The 16,104-nt window shown below is 61.3% G+C and carries 13 protein-coding genes and 1 pseudogene; 9 read left to right on the top strand and 5 right to left on the bottom strand.

The features are described from left to right. The first annotated feature begins 20 nt into the window (after window positions 1-20). Entirely contained in the window at window positions 21-1,685 is a 1,665-nt protein-coding gene (locus tag AC0GNO_RS12975) for a phosphoethanolamine transferase (RefSeq protein ID WP_472904228.1), read from the top strand. 13 nt (window positions 1,686-1,698) lie between these two features. Then, window positions 1,699-2,421: a phosphatase PAP2 family protein gene (locus AC0GNO_RS12970; RefSeq protein WP_472904227.1), complete on the top strand. Its 723-nt coding sequence runs from the start codon at window positions 1,699-1,701 to the stop codon at window positions 2,419-2,421. A 72-nt stretch (window positions 2,422-2,493) separates the two neighbouring features. Here the strand turns inward: AC0GNO_RS12970 and AC0GNO_RS12965 are convergent, their stop codons facing one another. From AC0GNO_RS12965 to AC0GNO_RS12955, 3 genes are all read right to left on the bottom strand, one after another. After that, window positions 2,494-2,964, bottom strand: coding sequence for a DUF302 domain-containing protein (locus AC0GNO_RS12965; RefSeq protein ID WP_472904226.1), 471 nt, complete (start codon window positions 2,962-2,964; stop codon window positions 2,494-2,496). Between the two features lie 64 nt (window positions 2,965-3,028). Next, complete coding sequence (locus AC0GNO_RS12960) at window positions 3,029-4,402, bottom strand: ATP-binding protein (RefSeq protein ID WP_472904225.1); 1,374 nt, start codon at window positions 4,400-4,402, stop codon at window positions 3,029-3,031. Next, complete coding sequence (locus tag AC0GNO_RS12955) at window positions 4,399-5,082, bottom strand: response regulator (protein WP_472904224.1); 684 nt, start codon at window positions 5,080-5,082, stop codon at window positions 4,399-4,401. Before AC0GNO_RS12955 ends, AC0GNO_RS12960 begins: the two co-directional genes overlap by 4 nt. A gap of 222 nt (window positions 5,083-5,304) precedes the next feature. Here AC0GNO_RS12955 and dsbD point away from each other — a divergent pair, with 222 nt between their 5' ends. The 4 genes and pseudogenes from dsbD to AC0GNO_RS12935 all read left to right on the top strand — a co-directional run. Next, the gene (gene dsbD, locus AC0GNO_RS12950) at window positions 5,305-7,170 is read left to right on the top strand and encodes a protein-disulfide reductase DsbD (protein WP_472904223.1); all 1,866 of its coding nucleotides are present in this window, start codon (window positions 5,305-5,307) and stop codon (window positions 7,168-7,170) included. Continuing rightward, complete coding sequence (locus AC0GNO_RS12945) at window positions 7,167-8,009, top strand: TlpA family protein disulfide reductase (RefSeq protein WP_472904222.1); 843 nt, start codon at window positions 7,167-7,169, stop codon at window positions 8,007-8,009. The genes dsbD and AC0GNO_RS12945 overlap by 4 nt, the downstream gene beginning before the upstream one ends. After that, window positions 8,006-8,857, top strand: coding sequence for a thiol:disulfide interchange protein DsbG (gene dsbG, locus AC0GNO_RS12940; protein WP_472904221.1), 852 nt, complete (start codon window positions 8,006-8,008; stop codon window positions 8,855-8,857). Before AC0GNO_RS12945 ends, dsbG begins: the two co-directional genes overlap by 4 nt. Before the next feature lie 69 nt (window positions 8,858-8,926). Further along, window positions 8,927-9,365, top strand: a pseudogene (locus AC0GNO_RS12935) (integrase core domain-containing protein); the annotation flags it as partial. 220 nt (window positions 9,366-9,585) lie between these two features. Here the strand turns inward: AC0GNO_RS12935 and AC0GNO_RS12930 are convergent. After that, window positions 9,586-10,764, bottom strand: coding sequence for an AAA family ATPase (locus AC0GNO_RS12930; protein WP_472904220.1), 1,179 nt, complete (start codon window positions 10,762-10,764; stop codon window positions 9,586-9,588). Between the two features lie 237 nt (window positions 10,765-11,001). Between AC0GNO_RS12930 and AC0GNO_RS12925 the strand changes: the two genes are divergently transcribed. The 3 genes from AC0GNO_RS12925 (at window position 11,002) to AC0GNO_RS12915 (ending at window position 14,901) form a co-directional block, all read left to right on the top strand. Continuing rightward, window positions 11,002-11,481, top strand: a complete 480-nt coding sequence (locus AC0GNO_RS12925) for a hypothetical protein (RefSeq protein WP_472904219.1) — start codon at window positions 11,002-11,004, stop codon at window positions 11,479-11,481. Between the two features lie 474 nt (window positions 11,482-11,955). Then, window positions 11,956-12,984 (top strand): AAA family ATPase, encoded by a 1,029-nt coding sequence (locus tag AC0GNO_RS12920; protein ID WP_472904218.1) that lies wholly within the window; start codon window positions 11,956-11,958, stop codon window positions 12,982-12,984. 27 nt (window positions 12,985-13,011) lie between these two features. After that, a complete protein-coding gene (locus AC0GNO_RS12915; protein WP_472904217.1) occupies window positions 13,012-14,901 on the top strand; it encodes a S8 family peptidase in 1,890 nt (629 codons plus the stop codon). On the opposite strand, the gene AC0GNO_RS12910 is transcribed toward AC0GNO_RS12915, so the two are convergent. Then, window positions 14,843-16,044, bottom strand: a protein-coding gene (locus AC0GNO_RS12910; RefSeq protein ID WP_472903721.1) for an IS3 family transposase whose coding sequence is annotated in 2 segments (ribosomal slippage) — window positions 14,843-15,774 and window positions 15,774-16,044 — 1,203 coding nt in all. Because the reading frame shifts where the segments join, the coding sequence is not laid out codon by codon here. The genes AC0GNO_RS12915 and AC0GNO_RS12910 overlap by 59 nt on opposite strands. Window positions 16,045-16,104 lie beyond the last annotated feature (60 nt).

Below are 16,104 nucleotides of genomic sequence, written 5' to 3'. Positions count from 1 at the left end.
GCGCTGGGTAGCCCTCCAAGATGAGGCTGACTCATGAACTCAGCACGCGTCTTGGCCCACTGCTCCGAATCCGTCCACAGGTCAGTACCGAGGTTCTTGCGCTCGCGGCCAGCGTCTTCTTCGCGCTTGCGTGTAACTCGCAGTTTTTGAGGGCTGCGCTGGCTGGACGGCTCGAGTCCGACCCATCAACCTGGATGTTCGGTGGTGCCATGGTGGTGATGCTAACCATGCTCCACTTGTTCTTGGTGCTGCTGGTGCTGCACCGATCGGTCGCGCGCGAGCTGCTCAGCGTGCTGCTCATCGCCACAGCATTCGCAACCTACTATATGCAGCGGTTTGGCGTCTTCATGGACCCAAGCATGCTGCGCAATGTGTTGCGAACCGATTTGGCTGAAGCCCGTGAGCTGTTCAGCCTTGGCATGTTGCCTCACCTGGTGGTCTTCGCCGGACTTCCGCTTCTGCTCCTCTGGCGTGTTCAGATCACAAAGCGCTCTTTGGTGCGATCACTTGCGTTGCGTGGATTGGCGCTTGTGGCGACGGGAATCTTGATGATTGGCTCGGTGTTCGTTGTTTATCAGGACTTTTCCGCACTCATGCGCAACCAAAAGGAGATGCGTTATCTTGTTACTCCCGCAAACTTCCTGTACTCAACTGCGCGGGTTCTGACAGTCGATACGCGGCAAGCCACGGTCGCACGATTGACGGTGGGCGCTGATGCAAGAAAGGCCCCTTCTTGGAGCGCACGGCCACGACCCACCCTGCTGGTGTTGGCTATCGGAGAGACTGCTCGCGCTGCAAACTGGGGGCTGAATGGATACGTCCGACAGACTACACCCGAGCTCGCCAAACAGGACGTACTGAACTTCACCGATGTAACCGCCTGCGGAACCAACACGGAAACTTCGCTGCCGTGCATGTTCTCCGTAGTCGGTCGCCGCAACTACGACGAAGAGCGCATCCGCAGCAGCGAGTCGTTGTTGCACGTGTTGAACCGAGCTGGCTTTCAGGTGCTTTGGCGTGACAACCAGTCTGGATGCAAGGGAGTATGCGATGGTCTTCCTACCCAGCAGATTGATCCTGCTCAGTTGCCCGAACTGTGCGTCGACGGTCGGTGCCTGGATGACGCCTTGCTGAGCGGTCTGGACACGGTCGCACGGGATGCAAATGGCAACCTGGTGGTCGTTTTGCACATGCTTGGCAACCATGGGCCGACGTACTACAAGCGATACCCCGATGCGTTCAGGCGCTTCTCTCCGACATGTGACACGGGCGAGCTTCGAAAATGCACCAAGGAGGAAATCGTCAATGCCTATGACAACGCCTTGCTGTACACAGACCACATACTGGCCAAGACGATCGGCTTTCTGAAACAACAGGAACGCTCGTTCGACACAGCCTTGATTTACGTGTCCGACCACGGGGAGTCACTGGGCGAAAGTGGCTTGTACCTTCACGGCGTACCGTACGCCATTGCACCCGACGTTCAGATCAAGGTTCCCATGGTGTGGTGGCTGTCGACGGGATTCACAAAAAGCTTTGAACTGGATCAAACCTGTTTGAGAGGGATAACAACCCAGCCATGGGGACACGACGAGTTGTTTCACACGGTACTGGGCCTGTTGCAGGTGCAGACCAGCGTGTACGAACGCAAACTCGATATCTCTGCGGGATGCAGGTCTGGATAAGTGCACGGACACAATGGCATTCTCAAAATTCGAACTGGATGCTTGTAAACAGGCTGCGTTGCCTGATGCTGTTGGTGTATGTGTTCTGCTCATGCTGCTGATGCTGTGGGAGCTGAGCAGACTCGACTTGCCACTTGCTCGCTTGTATGGAAGTTCTCAAGGATTTCCATGGCGCAATCACTGGCTCACAGGAGGCGTGCTTCACGGCGGAGCACGCGCCGTGGCGCTGGGGGTGCTTGCCTATGCGGTCTTGAGCATTTGGGTATCGGTTCCAGTCCTGCGGTCGGTTTCTAAAAGAGATCGAATCTGGATGGTTGGAAGCATTCTGTTGTGCGTGACTTTGATCCCTCTGCTCAAGCAGGCGAGTTCGACAAGTTGCCCATGGTCACTGGTCGAGTTTGGCGGAGAAGCGCAGTACGTGCCGCACTGGCTGCTTGGCTACGGCGACGGTGGACCCGGAGGTTGCTTTCCGGCTGGGCACGCTTCAAGCGCGTTTGGGTTCCTGGCCGGTTGGTTCGCTTTGCGCGAAAGTGCACCTCGAGCAGCCAGATGGTGGTTGATCCTTACAGTGACACTCGGTCTTCTATTGGGTTGGGTACAGATGATGCGAGGTGCTCACTACCTGAGTCATTCGCTATGGACAGCCTGGATATGCTGGGCAGCGACGACTGCTTCGTTTCACAGCACTCGCCGTTGGAGAGATAGGTGCTCGTGTCGCGTACCGAACTCTATCTAAGCCGACAGAGCCCTCTGCCACTTGAATGGGTGAGTCACCCAACTGGCTTGCTGGGGTGTCAAGGTCTATCTCTCAATGAATCAGACCATCGCAAACCCGACGCAGTCGCTGCTCAGCATCCTTAGCCACTGCCAGCACCTCAGGCTTGTCGACCATCTCCATCATCACCATCGGATCGATGAACGCCACCGCGACGTGGCTTTCACCGTCCTGGCGGACAACCACGTTGCAGGGCAGGAGCAAGCCGATATCGGGCTCTGCCTGCAAGGCCTTGTGTGCCAGCGGTGGGTTGCAGGCACCCAGGATGCGGTAAGGCGGCATGTCGACGCCCAGCTTCTCCTTCATCGCGTGTTGCACGTCGATATCGCTGAGCACACCGAAGCCCTCCACTTTGAGGGCAGCCAGGACGCGCTCAATGGCTTCATCGAACGAAAGTCTAAGTGTTGCGTTGAATCCGTACATCGTGTTCTCCTCGTTGGTCATCGACCAGCATTTCACATTCGCCGGAATGGCGACCATGACGTTGTCGGAATGGCTTGCCATCAATTGGTTCCTGCCCATGCCTGGACAATGCGTTTGGGTCGCTGCATCGGCAACGCAGTCTGCTTCACTCTTCAGCCGGAAAGCACAGCCGGGCTTCCATGCCCGCGACCTGGCGCGGCTCCAGGTGCAACTCGCCGCCATAGCGACTCGCGATGGCATCGACGATGGAAAGGCCCAGGCCGCTACCGGTATCGCCATCCACATTGCCGCTGCCGCGTCGCCAGAACCGCTGCGCCGCTTGTGCAACGTCGGCAGCGCTCATGCCTGGGCCTTCGTCGAGGACGCGAAACGCCACATGGCCTGGCAGCCGTTCGATCCGCAGCACGACCGAGCCCGGTCTGAGCGAATGTCGCAACGCGTTGTCGAGCAGGTTGCGCAAAGCCGAAACCAGCAACGCCTCGGGCATGGCCAGCGATGCAACGTTTGTCGTGGCCTGCAACTCAACGCACCGGACGCTGGCCCCACCGACCTGTGGGGCGACGGCCGACGCATCGTCGATCGCCTGCTGCGCTGCATGCAGCGCATCGACCCGCAGCGCATGCTCAGGCTTCACCGCTCCGTCGATCCGCGCGAGCAACAACAGTTGCTCGAGCGTGCGATGCAGTCGCGCCACACCTTGCTGCGCACTAGCTAGCGCCTCGCCCGCGGCGCCATGCAATCCAGATTCTCCGCACGCCAGGCGCAGCACCTGCAGATGCGTCTTGATGGCGGTCAGTGGCGTTCGCAGTTCGTGTGCGGCGTCGTCGGTGAAGCGCCGCTCGCGCTCGATCGCGTCCTGCACGCGCACCAGCAGGTGGGCGATGGTGTCGATCAGCGGCTGCAGTTCGGGTGGCGCTTCGATGGCGGGCAGCGGCGATTGGGCATCCGCGCGCCGGTTCAGCAGCGCCGTGCGCACCCGTTCGATCGGCGCGAGGCCTCGTCCAACACCGATCCACAGCAGCACCAGGCTGACCGCCATCGCGATGGCAAACGGTGCCGCCGCGGAGAGCGCAATTTCGCGCAGCAGGCCTTCGCGTGCATCCATGCGGTCGGCGGTGGCAATGCGCACCTCGCCGACTTGCAGCACGTAAGTGCGCCAGGGTTTTCCGCCGTAGACGGAGGTGCTGTAGCCCAAAGCTGCACCCTCCAGCCCGGGGCTGGTGGCGGTCCGCGCAATCGGCTGGATCGCAACCGCGCTGCGAACCAGGCTGACCTCGCACGCCAGGCCGTCGCGCGCGATCACGTCGAGCGGTAACACGGGCGGCCCGTTGACCTGCAGGCGTTCGGCTGGAAGGCGCGCGACCAGGCCAGCCACCATGCGCGCCGAGGCGGCCAGCCGCTCGTCCAGAGCGCTTCGCAGCTGCTCGCGCACATCCATGAACATCCACACCGCGACGACGCTCCATAGCAGGGTCAGCGACAACCCGATGATGGCGACCAGGCGCAGGCGCAGCGTCATCGCTTTTCCTCGACTGCAGAACCGGCCTCACCCAATCGGTAGCCCAAGCCGCGCACCGTCTCGACGATCGCAGGGCCGAGCTTGCGGCGCAGGTGGTGGATGTGTACGTTCACGGCGTTGCTTTCCACGTCGGTCTCAAAGCCGTACAGACTGGCCTGGAGTTGCTCCAGGCTCAGAATGCGGCCGGGGTTTTGCAGCAGCGCGCGCAACAACGCGAGCTCGCGTCGAGAAAGCTCGACGCGCAGGCCATGCAGTCGAACCTCAGCGCTGGAGGCGCTGAAAGTCAGGCTGCCGTGTTCGACGAGGTCGCTGCTGCGGCCACTGGCGCGGCGCACCAGTGCATGCAGTCGGGCCACCAGCTCGTCGAGCTCAAAAGGCTTGAGAAGGTAATCGTCGGCGCCGGCCCGAAGGCCCGCGACGCGGTGTTCGAGCGCGTCACGCGCCGTCAACACAAGCACGGGGATCGCCTGCCCCTGGGCGCGCCAGCGCGCGAGCACCGCCATGCCGTCTTCGTCTGGCAGGCCGAGGTCGAGCACACAGACATCAAAGTGCGACGCGCCGAGCGCCGCACGTGCCTTTGCGGCGGAGTCAACATGGTCCACGGTCACGCCGAGCAAGCGCAGCCCGGCGACGATGCCACTGGCAACGAGACGGTCGTCTTCAATCAGCAGGACGTGCACAGTAGTTTTCGCAGGGGCCACTGGCGAGGCTCACGGTCGGCAATCAGCATCAACGATGCGACGACGGCGATACACGGCCTGATGGGTTTCATGGCGTAATTATGGTGGCTGGTGGTTGCCAAGCAGGGGGGTGATTCGCAGGGAAGGTTGTTAACGCCACCTTAATCGCGGCATTCAAGGATGGCGTTTCGGTGACACCCCGTCACGCTTTGACACCAGCCCATGCCCGTACTTTCCGATCGCCTTCGAAGTAGCCTGCGCGCTGCCCTCGCTGCCCTCGCTGCCCTGGTGCTGCTGTGGGGCGTGGCCTGGCCGGCTCACGCGGCTGAAGAGTTCCTGCAGCCCGAGCAGGCCTTTCAGCTGTCGGTTGCGAAGCCCAGCACCGACCCGCTGCTTTTGACCTGGACCATCGCCCCGGGCTACTACCTGTACCGTGATCGTATGGCAGTGACCGCATCCTCGCCTGGGACACGCGTGCAAACCGAGCTCCCGCCCGGCATCCGCAAGGACGACCCCAACTTCGGCGTGATGGAGGTCTACCACGACGCGGTCACGATGAAGGTGTCGCCCGCCGGTGCCGCCGCACTCAACGTGACTTGGCAGGGTTGCGCCGACGCCGGGCTGTGTTATCCGCCGCAGACGCAGACGATTCAGATGGCCGACTTCTCGTCGGACACCACCACCGCAGCACCCGCTGACCCATCGGTACGGGCGCAAGAACCGGGCGCCACCGGCCTGTTCAACAGCGTTTCCGGCAGCGACACCCAGATTACGCAGTGGCTGGGCGAACGCTCACTCGGCTGGACCTTGCCTCTCTTTTTCCTGCTCGGCATCGCGCTGGCGTTCACGCCCTGTGTGCTGCCAATGTTGCCCATCGTCTCCGGCATCGTGGTGGGCAGCCGGGCGTCTCCGCGCCGCGCGTTCGCGCTGTCCATGGCGTTCGTGCTGCCCATGGCGCTGACCTATTCTGCGCTGGGCGTGGCGGCGGCGCTGGCCGGCGCGAACCTGCAGGCGATGCTGCAGAACCGCTGGACGATGCTCGCCTTGGGCGGCATCTACGTCTTGCTCGCGCTCGGCATGTTCGGCGTCTTCACTTTGCAACTGCCTGCCCGGCTGCGCGACAAGCTCGACGGCGCAAGCCGAGGCCTGCGCGGCGGATCGCTGCCGGGTGCAGCGGCCATGGGTGTGCTGTCGGCTCTGCTCGTCGGCCCGTGCATGACGGCGCCACTGGCGGGCGCGCTGCTTTATATCGCCCAGAGCGGTAACGTTGTTCAAGGTGCGCTGTTGCTGGCAGCGCTGGGTCTGGGCATGGGCACGCCATTGGTGATCGTCGGCACACTAGGTTCGCGTTTCCTGCCCAAACCGGGTCCGTGGATGGATCGCGTGAAGGGCGCGCTCGGTTTCGCGCTGCTCGGCACGGCGGTGTGGATGCTGGAGCGCGTCGTGCCCGCATCGCTTGCATTGTTGCTGTGGGGCGCGCTGCTGCTGGCTGTGGCAGTGACTCTCGTTCATACGTCGTCCCGCAGCGCTGCAGCTGTCGCTTCGAGCGCGTCGCCGAACCTGCTAGCGCTGCGCACGGTGGCGGCTCTGGCTGGCCTGTGGGGCAGCGCAATGGTGCTAGGCGCGGCGGGCGGAGCGGTGGATCCCTGGCGGCCACTAACGTTCACCGCGGCGTCGGCAACAGGCCTGGGGCAAACGACGAACTTGACGTTCGAAACGATCGCCAGCGAAGCCGAACTTCAGGCCCGACTGACCGCCGCGCGGGCGGCGGGGCAACCCACCCTCGTTGACTTCTATGCCGACTGGTGCATCTCTTGCAAGGCGATTGAGAAAGAGGTTTTCGGAGATCCACGCGTGCAACGCTCGCTGGCCGGCGTGCTGCTCCTGCGTGCCGACGTGACCGCGAACGATGCCCGTCACCGCGAGCTGATGCTTGCGCACCAGGTGATTGGCCCGCCGACCGTGATGATGTTCGATGCAGCTGGACGCGAACGGCGCGACGCTCGCCTGGTCGGCGAATTCACGGTCGAGCAGTTCTTGCAGCGACAGCCTGGGCCACCCACACCCGCCATGGGAGCTCCTGCATGAACCAGTCTTTGCAGATCGGCCCTCTGTCGCTGCCGTATTCGGTGCTACTGGCCCTGTTTGCCATTGCGCTTGGCAGGTGGGTCGCCAGATGGATGGCGAAGGCGGCAGGCATTGAGGCCGAGCCCACGTTGACGCGCATGCTTTTTGTCGGTCTGTTCGCGGCACGACTTGCCTTCGTCTGGCAATGGCACGAGCAGTATTTCGATGCCCCGCTGAGCATATTGGACATCCGCGACGGCGGTTGGGAGCCCACTGCGGGTGTTGTCGCGGCCTTGCTGTTCGGCCTGCAGCGCGCGCAACGCCAGGCAGGCATGCGCAAACCCGTGTTCGCTGCTGCGATCACCACAGGCATGGTGCTCATGCTGGGGGGCTTCGCTTCCGTGTTGATGTCGACCTCACCAGTGCCCTTGCCGCCGCTGGCGCTGACATCACTCAATGGCCAGCCGGTGTCGCTTGCGGGTTTTGCCGGCAAGCCCACTGTGGTCAACCTATGGGCCACCTGGTGTCCGCCGTGCGTACGCGAGATGCCGGTGATGCAACAGGCACAGGCCACCAACCCGGACGTGAACATCGTCTTCGTCAATCAAGGCGAAGACGCAAAAGCGATTACCAGCTTCCTCAACCGACACAGCTTGACACTACGCAACGTGCTGCTCGATCCAAAGCGTCTTACCGGCGCAGCGCTGGGCCACAGCGCCTTGCCAACCACGCTGTTCTTCGATGCGCAAGGAAAACTTGCCGGCACCCGCATTGGCGAGCTATCGCAAGCCACGCTCACTCAACGCCTCACAAGCCTTCGCGCCGACTCATCCCAGCCTCAACAACTCACTTCGCCATGAATCACCAAGACACCCCCACCTGCGCCTCACTTTTTCCTTCCGCGACCATGTCCACCGTGGTCGTGCTGATCGCCCTCGCATCGGCCGTATCGCTGGTCTTCGCGGCCCCGCCGCTACCCGCACCGCTGCAGGCGTTGGAGAAAAAAGGTCTGAGCCTCGTGGGTAAATTTCCCAGCCCGAGCGGAATGACGGCCTACGCTGCCCACGCGGGAACCGAGCCGATGGCGTTGTACTTGATGCCCGACGGCAAGCATGTGATCGTCGGGACGCTGTTTGACGCCACCGGCAAGAACCTCACCGTGGCCGGGTTGGAAAAAGTCTTGGCTCAGCCAATGACGGAGGCCGTCTGGAGCAAGCTCGAGAAGAGCCACTGGATTGCCGACGGTCGCGAGGACGCGCCACGAACGGTCTATGTCTTCACCGACCCCAACTGTCCCTACTGCAACAAGCTGTGGGCCGATGCACGACCTTGGGTCGATGCGGGAAAAGTACAGCTTCGCCACGTCATGGTGGGTATTTTGACGCCGACCAGTGCCGGCAAAGCAGCAGCATTGCTGGGCGACAAGAATCCGGCAGCCGCTTTGGACGCATATGAACGCAGGCACGTCGCGTCGAATGCAAAGACGCTGGCCAGCGGGCGGCCCAAGCCCCTGGGTGATGACAGTCTGAAACCGCTGTCGGTGGTTCCTGCCGGGATCGCAGCTCAGCTCGATGCGAATGATGCGCTGATGGCCTCTTACGGCCTGCAAGCGACCCCGGCGCTGGTCTGGAAGGACGCCAAGGGCGTCGTGCAGATGCGCCAGGGCGCGCCGGAGTCCGAACTGGCAGCGATCTTCGGGCCTCGCTGAGATGGCGGCGTGCTCGCTGCACCAGAGAGCGATCGTGGCCTTTGGATTCCAAAAGGCATGACGGTGATGCTGTTCATGGCAATCGACGACCATGCCCGCATCGCCTTCACGGCCATGCACCCGGATGAGAAGACGCCACAGGCGGTGCGTTTCCTGCGCGATGCGGTGGCGTACTACGCCGGTCGTGAGCATCAAACGGCTGCTCACCGACAACGGCTCGGCGTTTCGCTCGCGCGAATTCGCACGGGCCTGCCAGGCGCTGGGTATCGTGCACAAATTCACCAGGGCCTACCGACCACAAACCAATGGCAAGGCCGAACGCTTCATCCAGTCAGCTCTGCGCGAGTGGGCCTACGGGTGGATTTACCAGAGCTCGGAGCACCGCACACAGGCCCTGGCCAGCTGGCAGCACTACTACAACTAGCACCGCCCACACAGTGGCATCGGCGGATGGCCTCCCATGTCCAGACTCAGCTCATCAAGAAACAACCTCTTGACTCTTCACAGACGCAAAGCGGCCAACGCGTTGTCCAGTTCCGACACCCTATCGAAGACCCCTGCAGCGTAGAGCTCGAGAGCCGAGCATGGAAGCGGTGCTTCTCGGATCTGAACGCCGCCAAGCCCTTTACCGCGTAGCTGCTGTAGTGCGGCAGAAGTGCCCGCAGCCCCGGGTGATCGCTGAAGTTTCGCGTTTGTTTTTTGAAGCCCATGGTCTGACCGCAGAAATTTCAGTGGCGCTGTTGGTAATGGATGGCTGGTGGCAGTGTCGCGATGCGCTTGCGCCAGATGTGCTGGAGATACGGGTCGGTGACAGCGTACCGCCCGTATCCCTTGCGGACGATGATGTCGTAATCTTGCAGCAACTGGGCGATTCGCTGGACCTGATCGGCAGTGACTTCGCGCCCTAACGCGCCAACGTAGGAGGTGAGTGCGGCTACGGAGAAAATGCCGATGGCGCCCTCCTCAGCTTGAGCGACGTAACTGAAAACGGCGCCGGCAAGAACGCCCATTTCATCGATCTTCTTGATCTGGATGTCCGCAGCGACGTCCTTTAGTGTGGCGGCAATGACCGGCAGGTACCGGTCGGTTTCCTGCGGCTGATACTGCTGCAGGATGCGCAGGGCGCGCAGGAGCTCCTCGGGGCGGCGGCCGAGCAGGGAGAAAGACTGGCTGGCCACCGAAAGGCTGGGAATGACTTTGATGCCCTCTCTTTGCAGTGTCTGGAGCACCGATTGCACATAGTCATCGCCCAGCGTCGGGAGCTCGACCGAGGTTGCTCCCAGGAACGCGCTTGTGCCCCCCACCGTCATATCGACGACCTGGGTGCGGTGTGATCCGGTACCTATGAAAATGAAGTGGCCGGGTGTGTTGGGGCAGGCGTTGACGGCATCGCGCGCTGCCTTGAAGGCCTGCATGAGTGCGAGGCCGCCGTCTGATGTGAGGATGTGTTGGACCTCATCGACTATGAAGACCAGATCGGTTTTGGTCTGATCGACAATTTCCTTCGCGACCTGTGCAAGGCTGACTCCAGTTGCGGTGCCGAGGTCTGCGATCTCGAAGCTGAACGACAAGCCTGTGGATCCAACGGCTTGGCTTTTTAGCCACGGGAGGCGGGACAACAGATTTCCTGTCGTGGACTGCAGGCCATTCAGCGCCGTGCGCAGTGCCGCGTGAATGAGTGTGGTGGGGTTGGCGCTGACATCGGACCATAGGTCCACACAGACCACAAGTGCGCCTGCGCTATCCAGTGCCGGTATCAGATCCTGGCGCAAGAAAGTGGTTTTACCGGTGCGGCGCGGGCCGAACAGGAATAGGCCGGAGCGGAGGCCCTGGTCGAGGACGCCGGGACTCAGCAGCTGCGTGGCAATGTCAAGAGCGAGCTTGGGGCGGTGGTAGATGTGGCTCATGGCCCGACTGATTGGGTTCAAGTTCCTAGCCATTCTGCATAAGTGCGGCCGAACTGCGAGGCCGCCCCCTGTTGCACATCCTCCGCCTGGTCCTGTGCCACAGCGGATTCATTTTTCCGGCGAACTGAAGGCCGCTGATCTGCGCGCCCCTATTCCTCATTCAGCACGAGTGTGGGCTTAACCTACTCGCGAAACGGTGCTGCAGTTCAGCCGAGACTCCTAGGTAAAAATAGTGCCATGAATACCTACTTCCACGCGGCACCGATACCTCTGCAACCTGGCGCAACAATTCTCCCCGGCAACTGGGGGCGGATATTGAATCTCTACCGGCGACCAGGATACGGTGATGGTTGGTTGCTCGCGCGCGAGATGACTTTTGAAGCTATCCGAGCGTCTGAGTTTCCCGACCTACCAAGTCGACTCTCGTCTGCCTTTGTATTCGAGAATTTGCAGGATGCGCTCCACCACATCAACAACACGACGCCTTCGAGTCTCCTCTACCGAGTTGAGCTGGTGGAACCAAGTGCTGCTTCACACCGTGGGTGCATGAACCAGGTCAGCTTTCCACCTGAAGAGATTGAGGCGTTGCCAGCATTTGTCGAAAAGGCCCGTGCCTTCTGGAGCGCGAAGGTGATTGAAGTACCGGAGATCTTGACCAAATCTCCTTTGAGGGTAATCGAGGTGGTTAATGGACCTGCAGGAGGTTACAAGCCATAGGGTGCCAGCGTCCGGTCGTACGTTTGTTCGCGTCACAATTTCGTCCACCCAGGAGGCTTTTTTTCAGGTTTCACAATACGTTGTTCGCAGCGAGCACCTTGGGAGTGCGGCGGCCCAGTTGCGATGCTACCCGCAGGTCGATGTTCAAGCACTCTGGCGCCCCGTTTGACTACTTCGCCAGAACAGCCGAGTGCAGTGACCCACACGAGATGGGGACATTGAGGGCAGTTCATGAATAGTTGGAGGAATTCACGGCCATCTTTCGGGCGTCGACTGTGCGCGCAAACCGGCCTCTGATGAACGCTCAAGGTGAACGCTAAAACAGTCAATTGCCACGACCACTGCAGCCCGTTGGGTAGCACTATGGCGCTGTTCTGCGGTAGGCCAACACCTGAAATTGCACTGACACGATCCGTCTTAAAAACGACAGTCTGCGCACCATGCAAGCCAAAGCACGTCAAGCCTGCCAATGTCGTGGGCACCAAGCCTGATAATCTCGACCAAATGGCAAATGGTGACCAACTTAAAGCTCTGTTCCGCTCATATGCGGAGGGAGATGAGCGCCATTTTTACAGCGTGGCAATGCAAATGGCGGCGCACGAAGCCAAGCACGGCCACGGTAAGCTCGCTGAAGAGCTGCGCGAGTTGATCGACGCAGCAAAGGCAAGGCGCAACACCGGTGGCGCGGAAGCGGCAGTTCCCATAGTCCGACCCAAAGGCGAGTTGTCGTCGCTGCTGAGCGTTTCTTACCCGTCCAGGCGCTTGTCGGACATGGTTCTTGCACCAACAGTTCTGGACGACCTCAAGCAGCTACTAAAAGAACACCGGCACTTCAGCAAACTACGTAGTCATGGGCTGCAGCCACGTCGCAAGCTGCTACTCGTTGGGCCGTCCGGCACGGGCAAGACAATGACGGCTGCCGCATTGGCGGGAGAGCTCGGGATTCCACTGTTTGTGGTCCGGCTCGATGCGCTCATCACAAAGTTCATGGGCGAGTCAGCCGCCAAGCTGCGACAGGTTTTCGATGCCGTGGCATCGACGCGGGGTGTCTACTTCTTCGACGAGTTCGATGCCATCGGCAGCCAGAGGGGTCTGTCCAATGACGTCGGGGAAATCCGCCGCATCCTCAACAGCTTTCTGCTGATGATCGAGCAGGACGAGTCCAGCAGTGTCATCGTCGCCGCCACCAATCATGTGGATATTCTGGACGAGGCGCTGTTCAGGCGCTTTGACGATCTAGTCGAGTACCACGTTCCATCGGCTGATGAAATCCGAGCCTTGCTGCGTATGCGGCTTGGGGGGTTCCTCAAGTCCACCAGATCCATCGGAAGCCTGGTGACCGAAGCAGTCGGTTTGAGTCACGCCGAAATCACCCGCGCCGTAGGCGATGCGGTCAAGGAGGCGGTCATGCACGACCATGACAGTGTTCCGGTCGAGGCAGTGAAGTTGCTGCTGCAGCAGCGCCAAGCCGTTCGACGCCGTTCTCCGGCTTCACGCGCATAAACACAGAGCCGAGCACGAATCCAAGGTATGGCGACCCAACATCCGCAGAATCGTCAGCACCTCATCCCGCAGAATACGAGTACTGCAGAGAAATACACCGCAAAACAGCAGGCGCGCGATCCTGAGCCCGGGATCCCCGCCAAGGAGCGACAGCAGCATGGCCTGCACTTGCGCGCACAGCTCGCTGCAGTGGCCATCGTCCAAAAGCAGCGCGCAGCGGAACTGCATGCGGTCAATGTGCAGAGCGCTATCGGTATCCAGGTCGAATTCGAGAGCGAGCAGGCAGTCGCGCTGGCGGTAGCGAGCCTTGCAAGGGACAAACAAGGTATCGAGCTGATGAACGTCCGAAAGCGCGACGATCAGGTTTTGGCGACTGTTTTCGTCCCCGAAGGCAAGCTCAAGCATTTCGAGAATTTGGTCACCGCTTACGTAGCCTACAAGACGAACAAGAACGGCGGCCCTCTGGACAACCAAGGTCTGGTTGATGCCATCAAAACCCTGCGCGTGGCGACGTTTTGGTCGCTCTGGACCGATGCACCTGAAGCGCTGCCCGAAGACGATGCGGAGATGATCTGGTGGGAGGCCTGGCTGCCACTGGGCGGGCATGCGCAGCACACCTTCGGAGACTTCCGGACCGTTGCGCAGCTTGCCGGACTGCAGGTCAGCGAGAGAGTGCTCTATTTCCCCGAGCGCATCGTTGCCCAGATTCACGGTAGTAAGGCGCAGTTGTTCCAAGCATCACTGGTACTTAACATGATTGCGGAGTTGCGTCGGGCGAAGACCACTGCAGCGTTTTTCGACGGCCTCCCCTTGGACGAACAAGCCCAGTGGCAAGGTGATCTCCAAGCTCGCCTGATGCCACAACCTGCTGGCAATTCCTACGTCACCTTGCTCGATACTGGGGTCAACCATGGCCATCCTCTGTTGGCACCCTTTATCGCCGATGCAGACCGCCATTCGACAGAACCGGAATGGGGTGCAGATGACGCCAACGGCCATGGCACCGAACTGGCAGGCTTGGCCCTCATGGGCGACCTTACCCATGTGCTTTCGGACACCGTGCCACTGCAAGTTCCCCATCGCCTGGAGTCGGTGAAGATCCTGCGCTGGCCGGGGGACAATGAAGGTGAGTCCTACGGTGCCATCACGGCAGAAGCCGTGGCGCGCGTCGAGATCACCGACGTCGACCGCCGACGCGTGTTTGCCATGGCAGTATCATCCACCGACGCTCGGGATCGTGGCCGGCCATCGTCTTGGTCGGCTGAAGTGGACCGCCTGGCGTGCGATTACGATGACCAAGGTGCATCACCGCGGCTCTTCGTCCTAAGCGCAGGCAACACGATCGACAACGACTCCTGGGCTGCCTACCCCGATAGCTTGGCGACCAATTCGATACATGACCCGGGACAAGCCTGGAACGCCCTGACTGTCGGCGCCTGCTCCGAACTCACCACGATCACGGAAGAAAACGCACAGCACTATGCAGCTGTTGCGCCTGCGGGGAACCTCAGCCCGTACACCACGACATCCGTGACCTGGCAGAACGGCTGGCCGTTCAAGCCCGATATCGTGATGGAGGGCGGGAACACCGCCATGGAGCCGATGGGCTTCGCTTGCTCGATGAGCAGTCTGTCCCTGCTGACGACGGGACATCTGCCCCACGAGCGCCTCTTCTCGTTGAGCTGGGCTACGAGCGCTGCTACGGCACTTGCCGCTGGCATGAGCGCACGTATCTCGGCGGCCTATCCAGACTTCTGGCCCGAGACGGTGCGCGGCTTGATGGTGCATTCGGCGAGATGGACACCGCCTATGCTCGACATGACCTTGCCCTCGTTTGGTGTAGCTCTTAGCCCGACGATTACGCGGCCTTTTTGCGCTGTGCCTCGTACCAGCGTTGCTCGAACTGCATCGGGCTGAGGTAGCCCAGCGAGGAATGAAGCCGGCGGTGATTGTAGAAAGCCATCCAGTCCATCACAGCCTGTTTGGCCTGCTCTCGCGTGGCGAACTTGTGCCCATGCACGCTGGCCGTTTTCAGGCGGCCCCAGAAGCTCTCGGTCGGCGCGTTGTCCCAGCAGTTGCCCTTCCTGCTCATCGAGGAACGCATCTTCCAGTCTTTCAAAGCATCCTGGAATTCGCCGCTGCAATACTGGCTGCCCCTGTCGCTGTGGAATATCAGACCAGTCGGCGGGCGCCGCCGCCACCACGCCATGGCCAGCGCGTCCTTGACCAGGCCCGCCTGCATGTGCGGCTGCAGGCTCCAGCCCACCACCTGACGGCTGAACAGGTCGATGACCGCAGCCAGGTACAGCCAGCCCTCGTCGGTGGCGATGTAGGTGATGTCTCCACTCCACAGCTGGTTGGGTGCCTCGGGGGTAAAGCGCCGCTGCACCAGGTCTGGTGCCACCGGCAGACTGTGGCGGCTGTCGGTGGTGACCACAAACTTGCGCTTGGTTCTGGCACGGATACCGTGCTGCTGCATCAACTTGCGCACCCTGTCCTTGCCCACCCGGATGCCCCTGGCCAGCAGTTCCTTGTGCATCCGAGGCCAGCCGTATTCCCCCTTGACCTCGGCGTGGATGGCGCGGATGTGTGCCAGCAGTGCTTCGTCGCTGTGGCGCCCGCCGGGCCTGCCAGCGATGTCCTGTGGGCGGCGCAGCCAGTTGAAGTAGCCGCTGGCGCTGACCTCCAGCACGCCGCAGGAGACGCTCACCGGGTACTGCTGCCTCATTTGGTGAATCCAGGCGTACCTCGCAGCGTGTCCTGCGCGAAGTACGCCGCGGCTTTTTTTGCGATGTCGCGCTCCATCCTCAGGCGCGCAACTTCCGCTCGCAAACGCGCTATCTCCATCTGCTCGGGCGAGACCCCCACGGCCTTGTTATCGCCCCCAGCGCCGCTCAACGCGCCTTTGGCTGCCTGGCGAACCCAATTGCCCAGACTGGCCTTGGGGATCCCCAACACCTTGGCCACCACAGCAATGGCCTGACCGGCGCTCACCTGACGGACCGCCTCCAACTTGAACTCCTGCGTGTACTGCGCACGCACCTGCTTTGCTGCTGTCATTCCTTGACTCCTTGTCGGTATTTTCAACAAGGACTAAGAACTCCACTTTTCAGGGGCAAG

It is taken from the genome of Hydrogenophaga sp. L310 (assembly GCF_055703065.1).
The sequence above is the reverse complement of the archived record's forward strand: the minus strand, read 5'-3'. Positions and strand labels throughout refer to the sequence as shown.

What these genes read in the sequence shown, in the direction of transcription:
- AC0GNO_RS12975 (WP_472904228.1), top strand. Translation starts at nt 21, where the DNA reads ATGAGGCTGACTCATGAACTCAGCACGCGTCTTGGCCCACTGCTCCGA.
- AC0GNO_RS12970 (WP_472904227.1), top strand. Translation starts at nt 1,699, where the DNA reads ATGGCATTCTCAAAATTCGAACTGGATGCTTGTAAACAGGCTGCGTTG.
- AC0GNO_RS12965 (WP_472904226.1), bottom strand. Translation starts at nt 2,964, where the DNA reads ATGGCAAGCCATTCCGACAACGTCATGGTCGCCATTCCGGCGAATGTG.
- AC0GNO_RS12960 (WP_472904225.1), bottom strand. Translation starts at nt 4,402, where the DNA reads ATGACGCTGCGCCTGCGCCTGGTCGCCATCATCGGGTTGTCGCTGACC.
- dsbD (WP_472904223.1), top strand. Translation starts at nt 5,305, where the DNA reads ATGCCCGTACTTTCCGATCGCCTTCGAAGTAGCCTGCGCGCTGCCCTC.
- AC0GNO_RS12945 (WP_472904222.1), top strand. Translation starts at nt 7,167, where the DNA reads ATGAACCAGTCTTTGCAGATCGGCCCTCTGTCGCTGCCGTATTCGGTG.
- dsbG (WP_472904221.1), top strand. Translation starts at nt 8,006, where the DNA reads ATGAATCACCAAGACACCCCCACCTGCGCCTCACTTTTTCCTTCCGCG.
- AC0GNO_RS12930 (WP_472904220.1), bottom strand. Translation starts at nt 10,764, where the DNA reads ATGAGCCACATCTACCACCGCCCCAAGCTCGCTCTTGACATTGCCACG.
- AC0GNO_RS12925 (WP_472904219.1), top strand. Translation starts at nt 11,002, where the DNA reads ATGAATACCTACTTCCACGCGGCACCGATACCTCTGCAACCTGGCGCA.
- AC0GNO_RS12915 (WP_472904217.1), top strand. Translation starts at nt 13,012, where the DNA reads ATGGCGACCCAACATCCGCAGAATCGTCAGCACCTCATCCCGCAGAAT.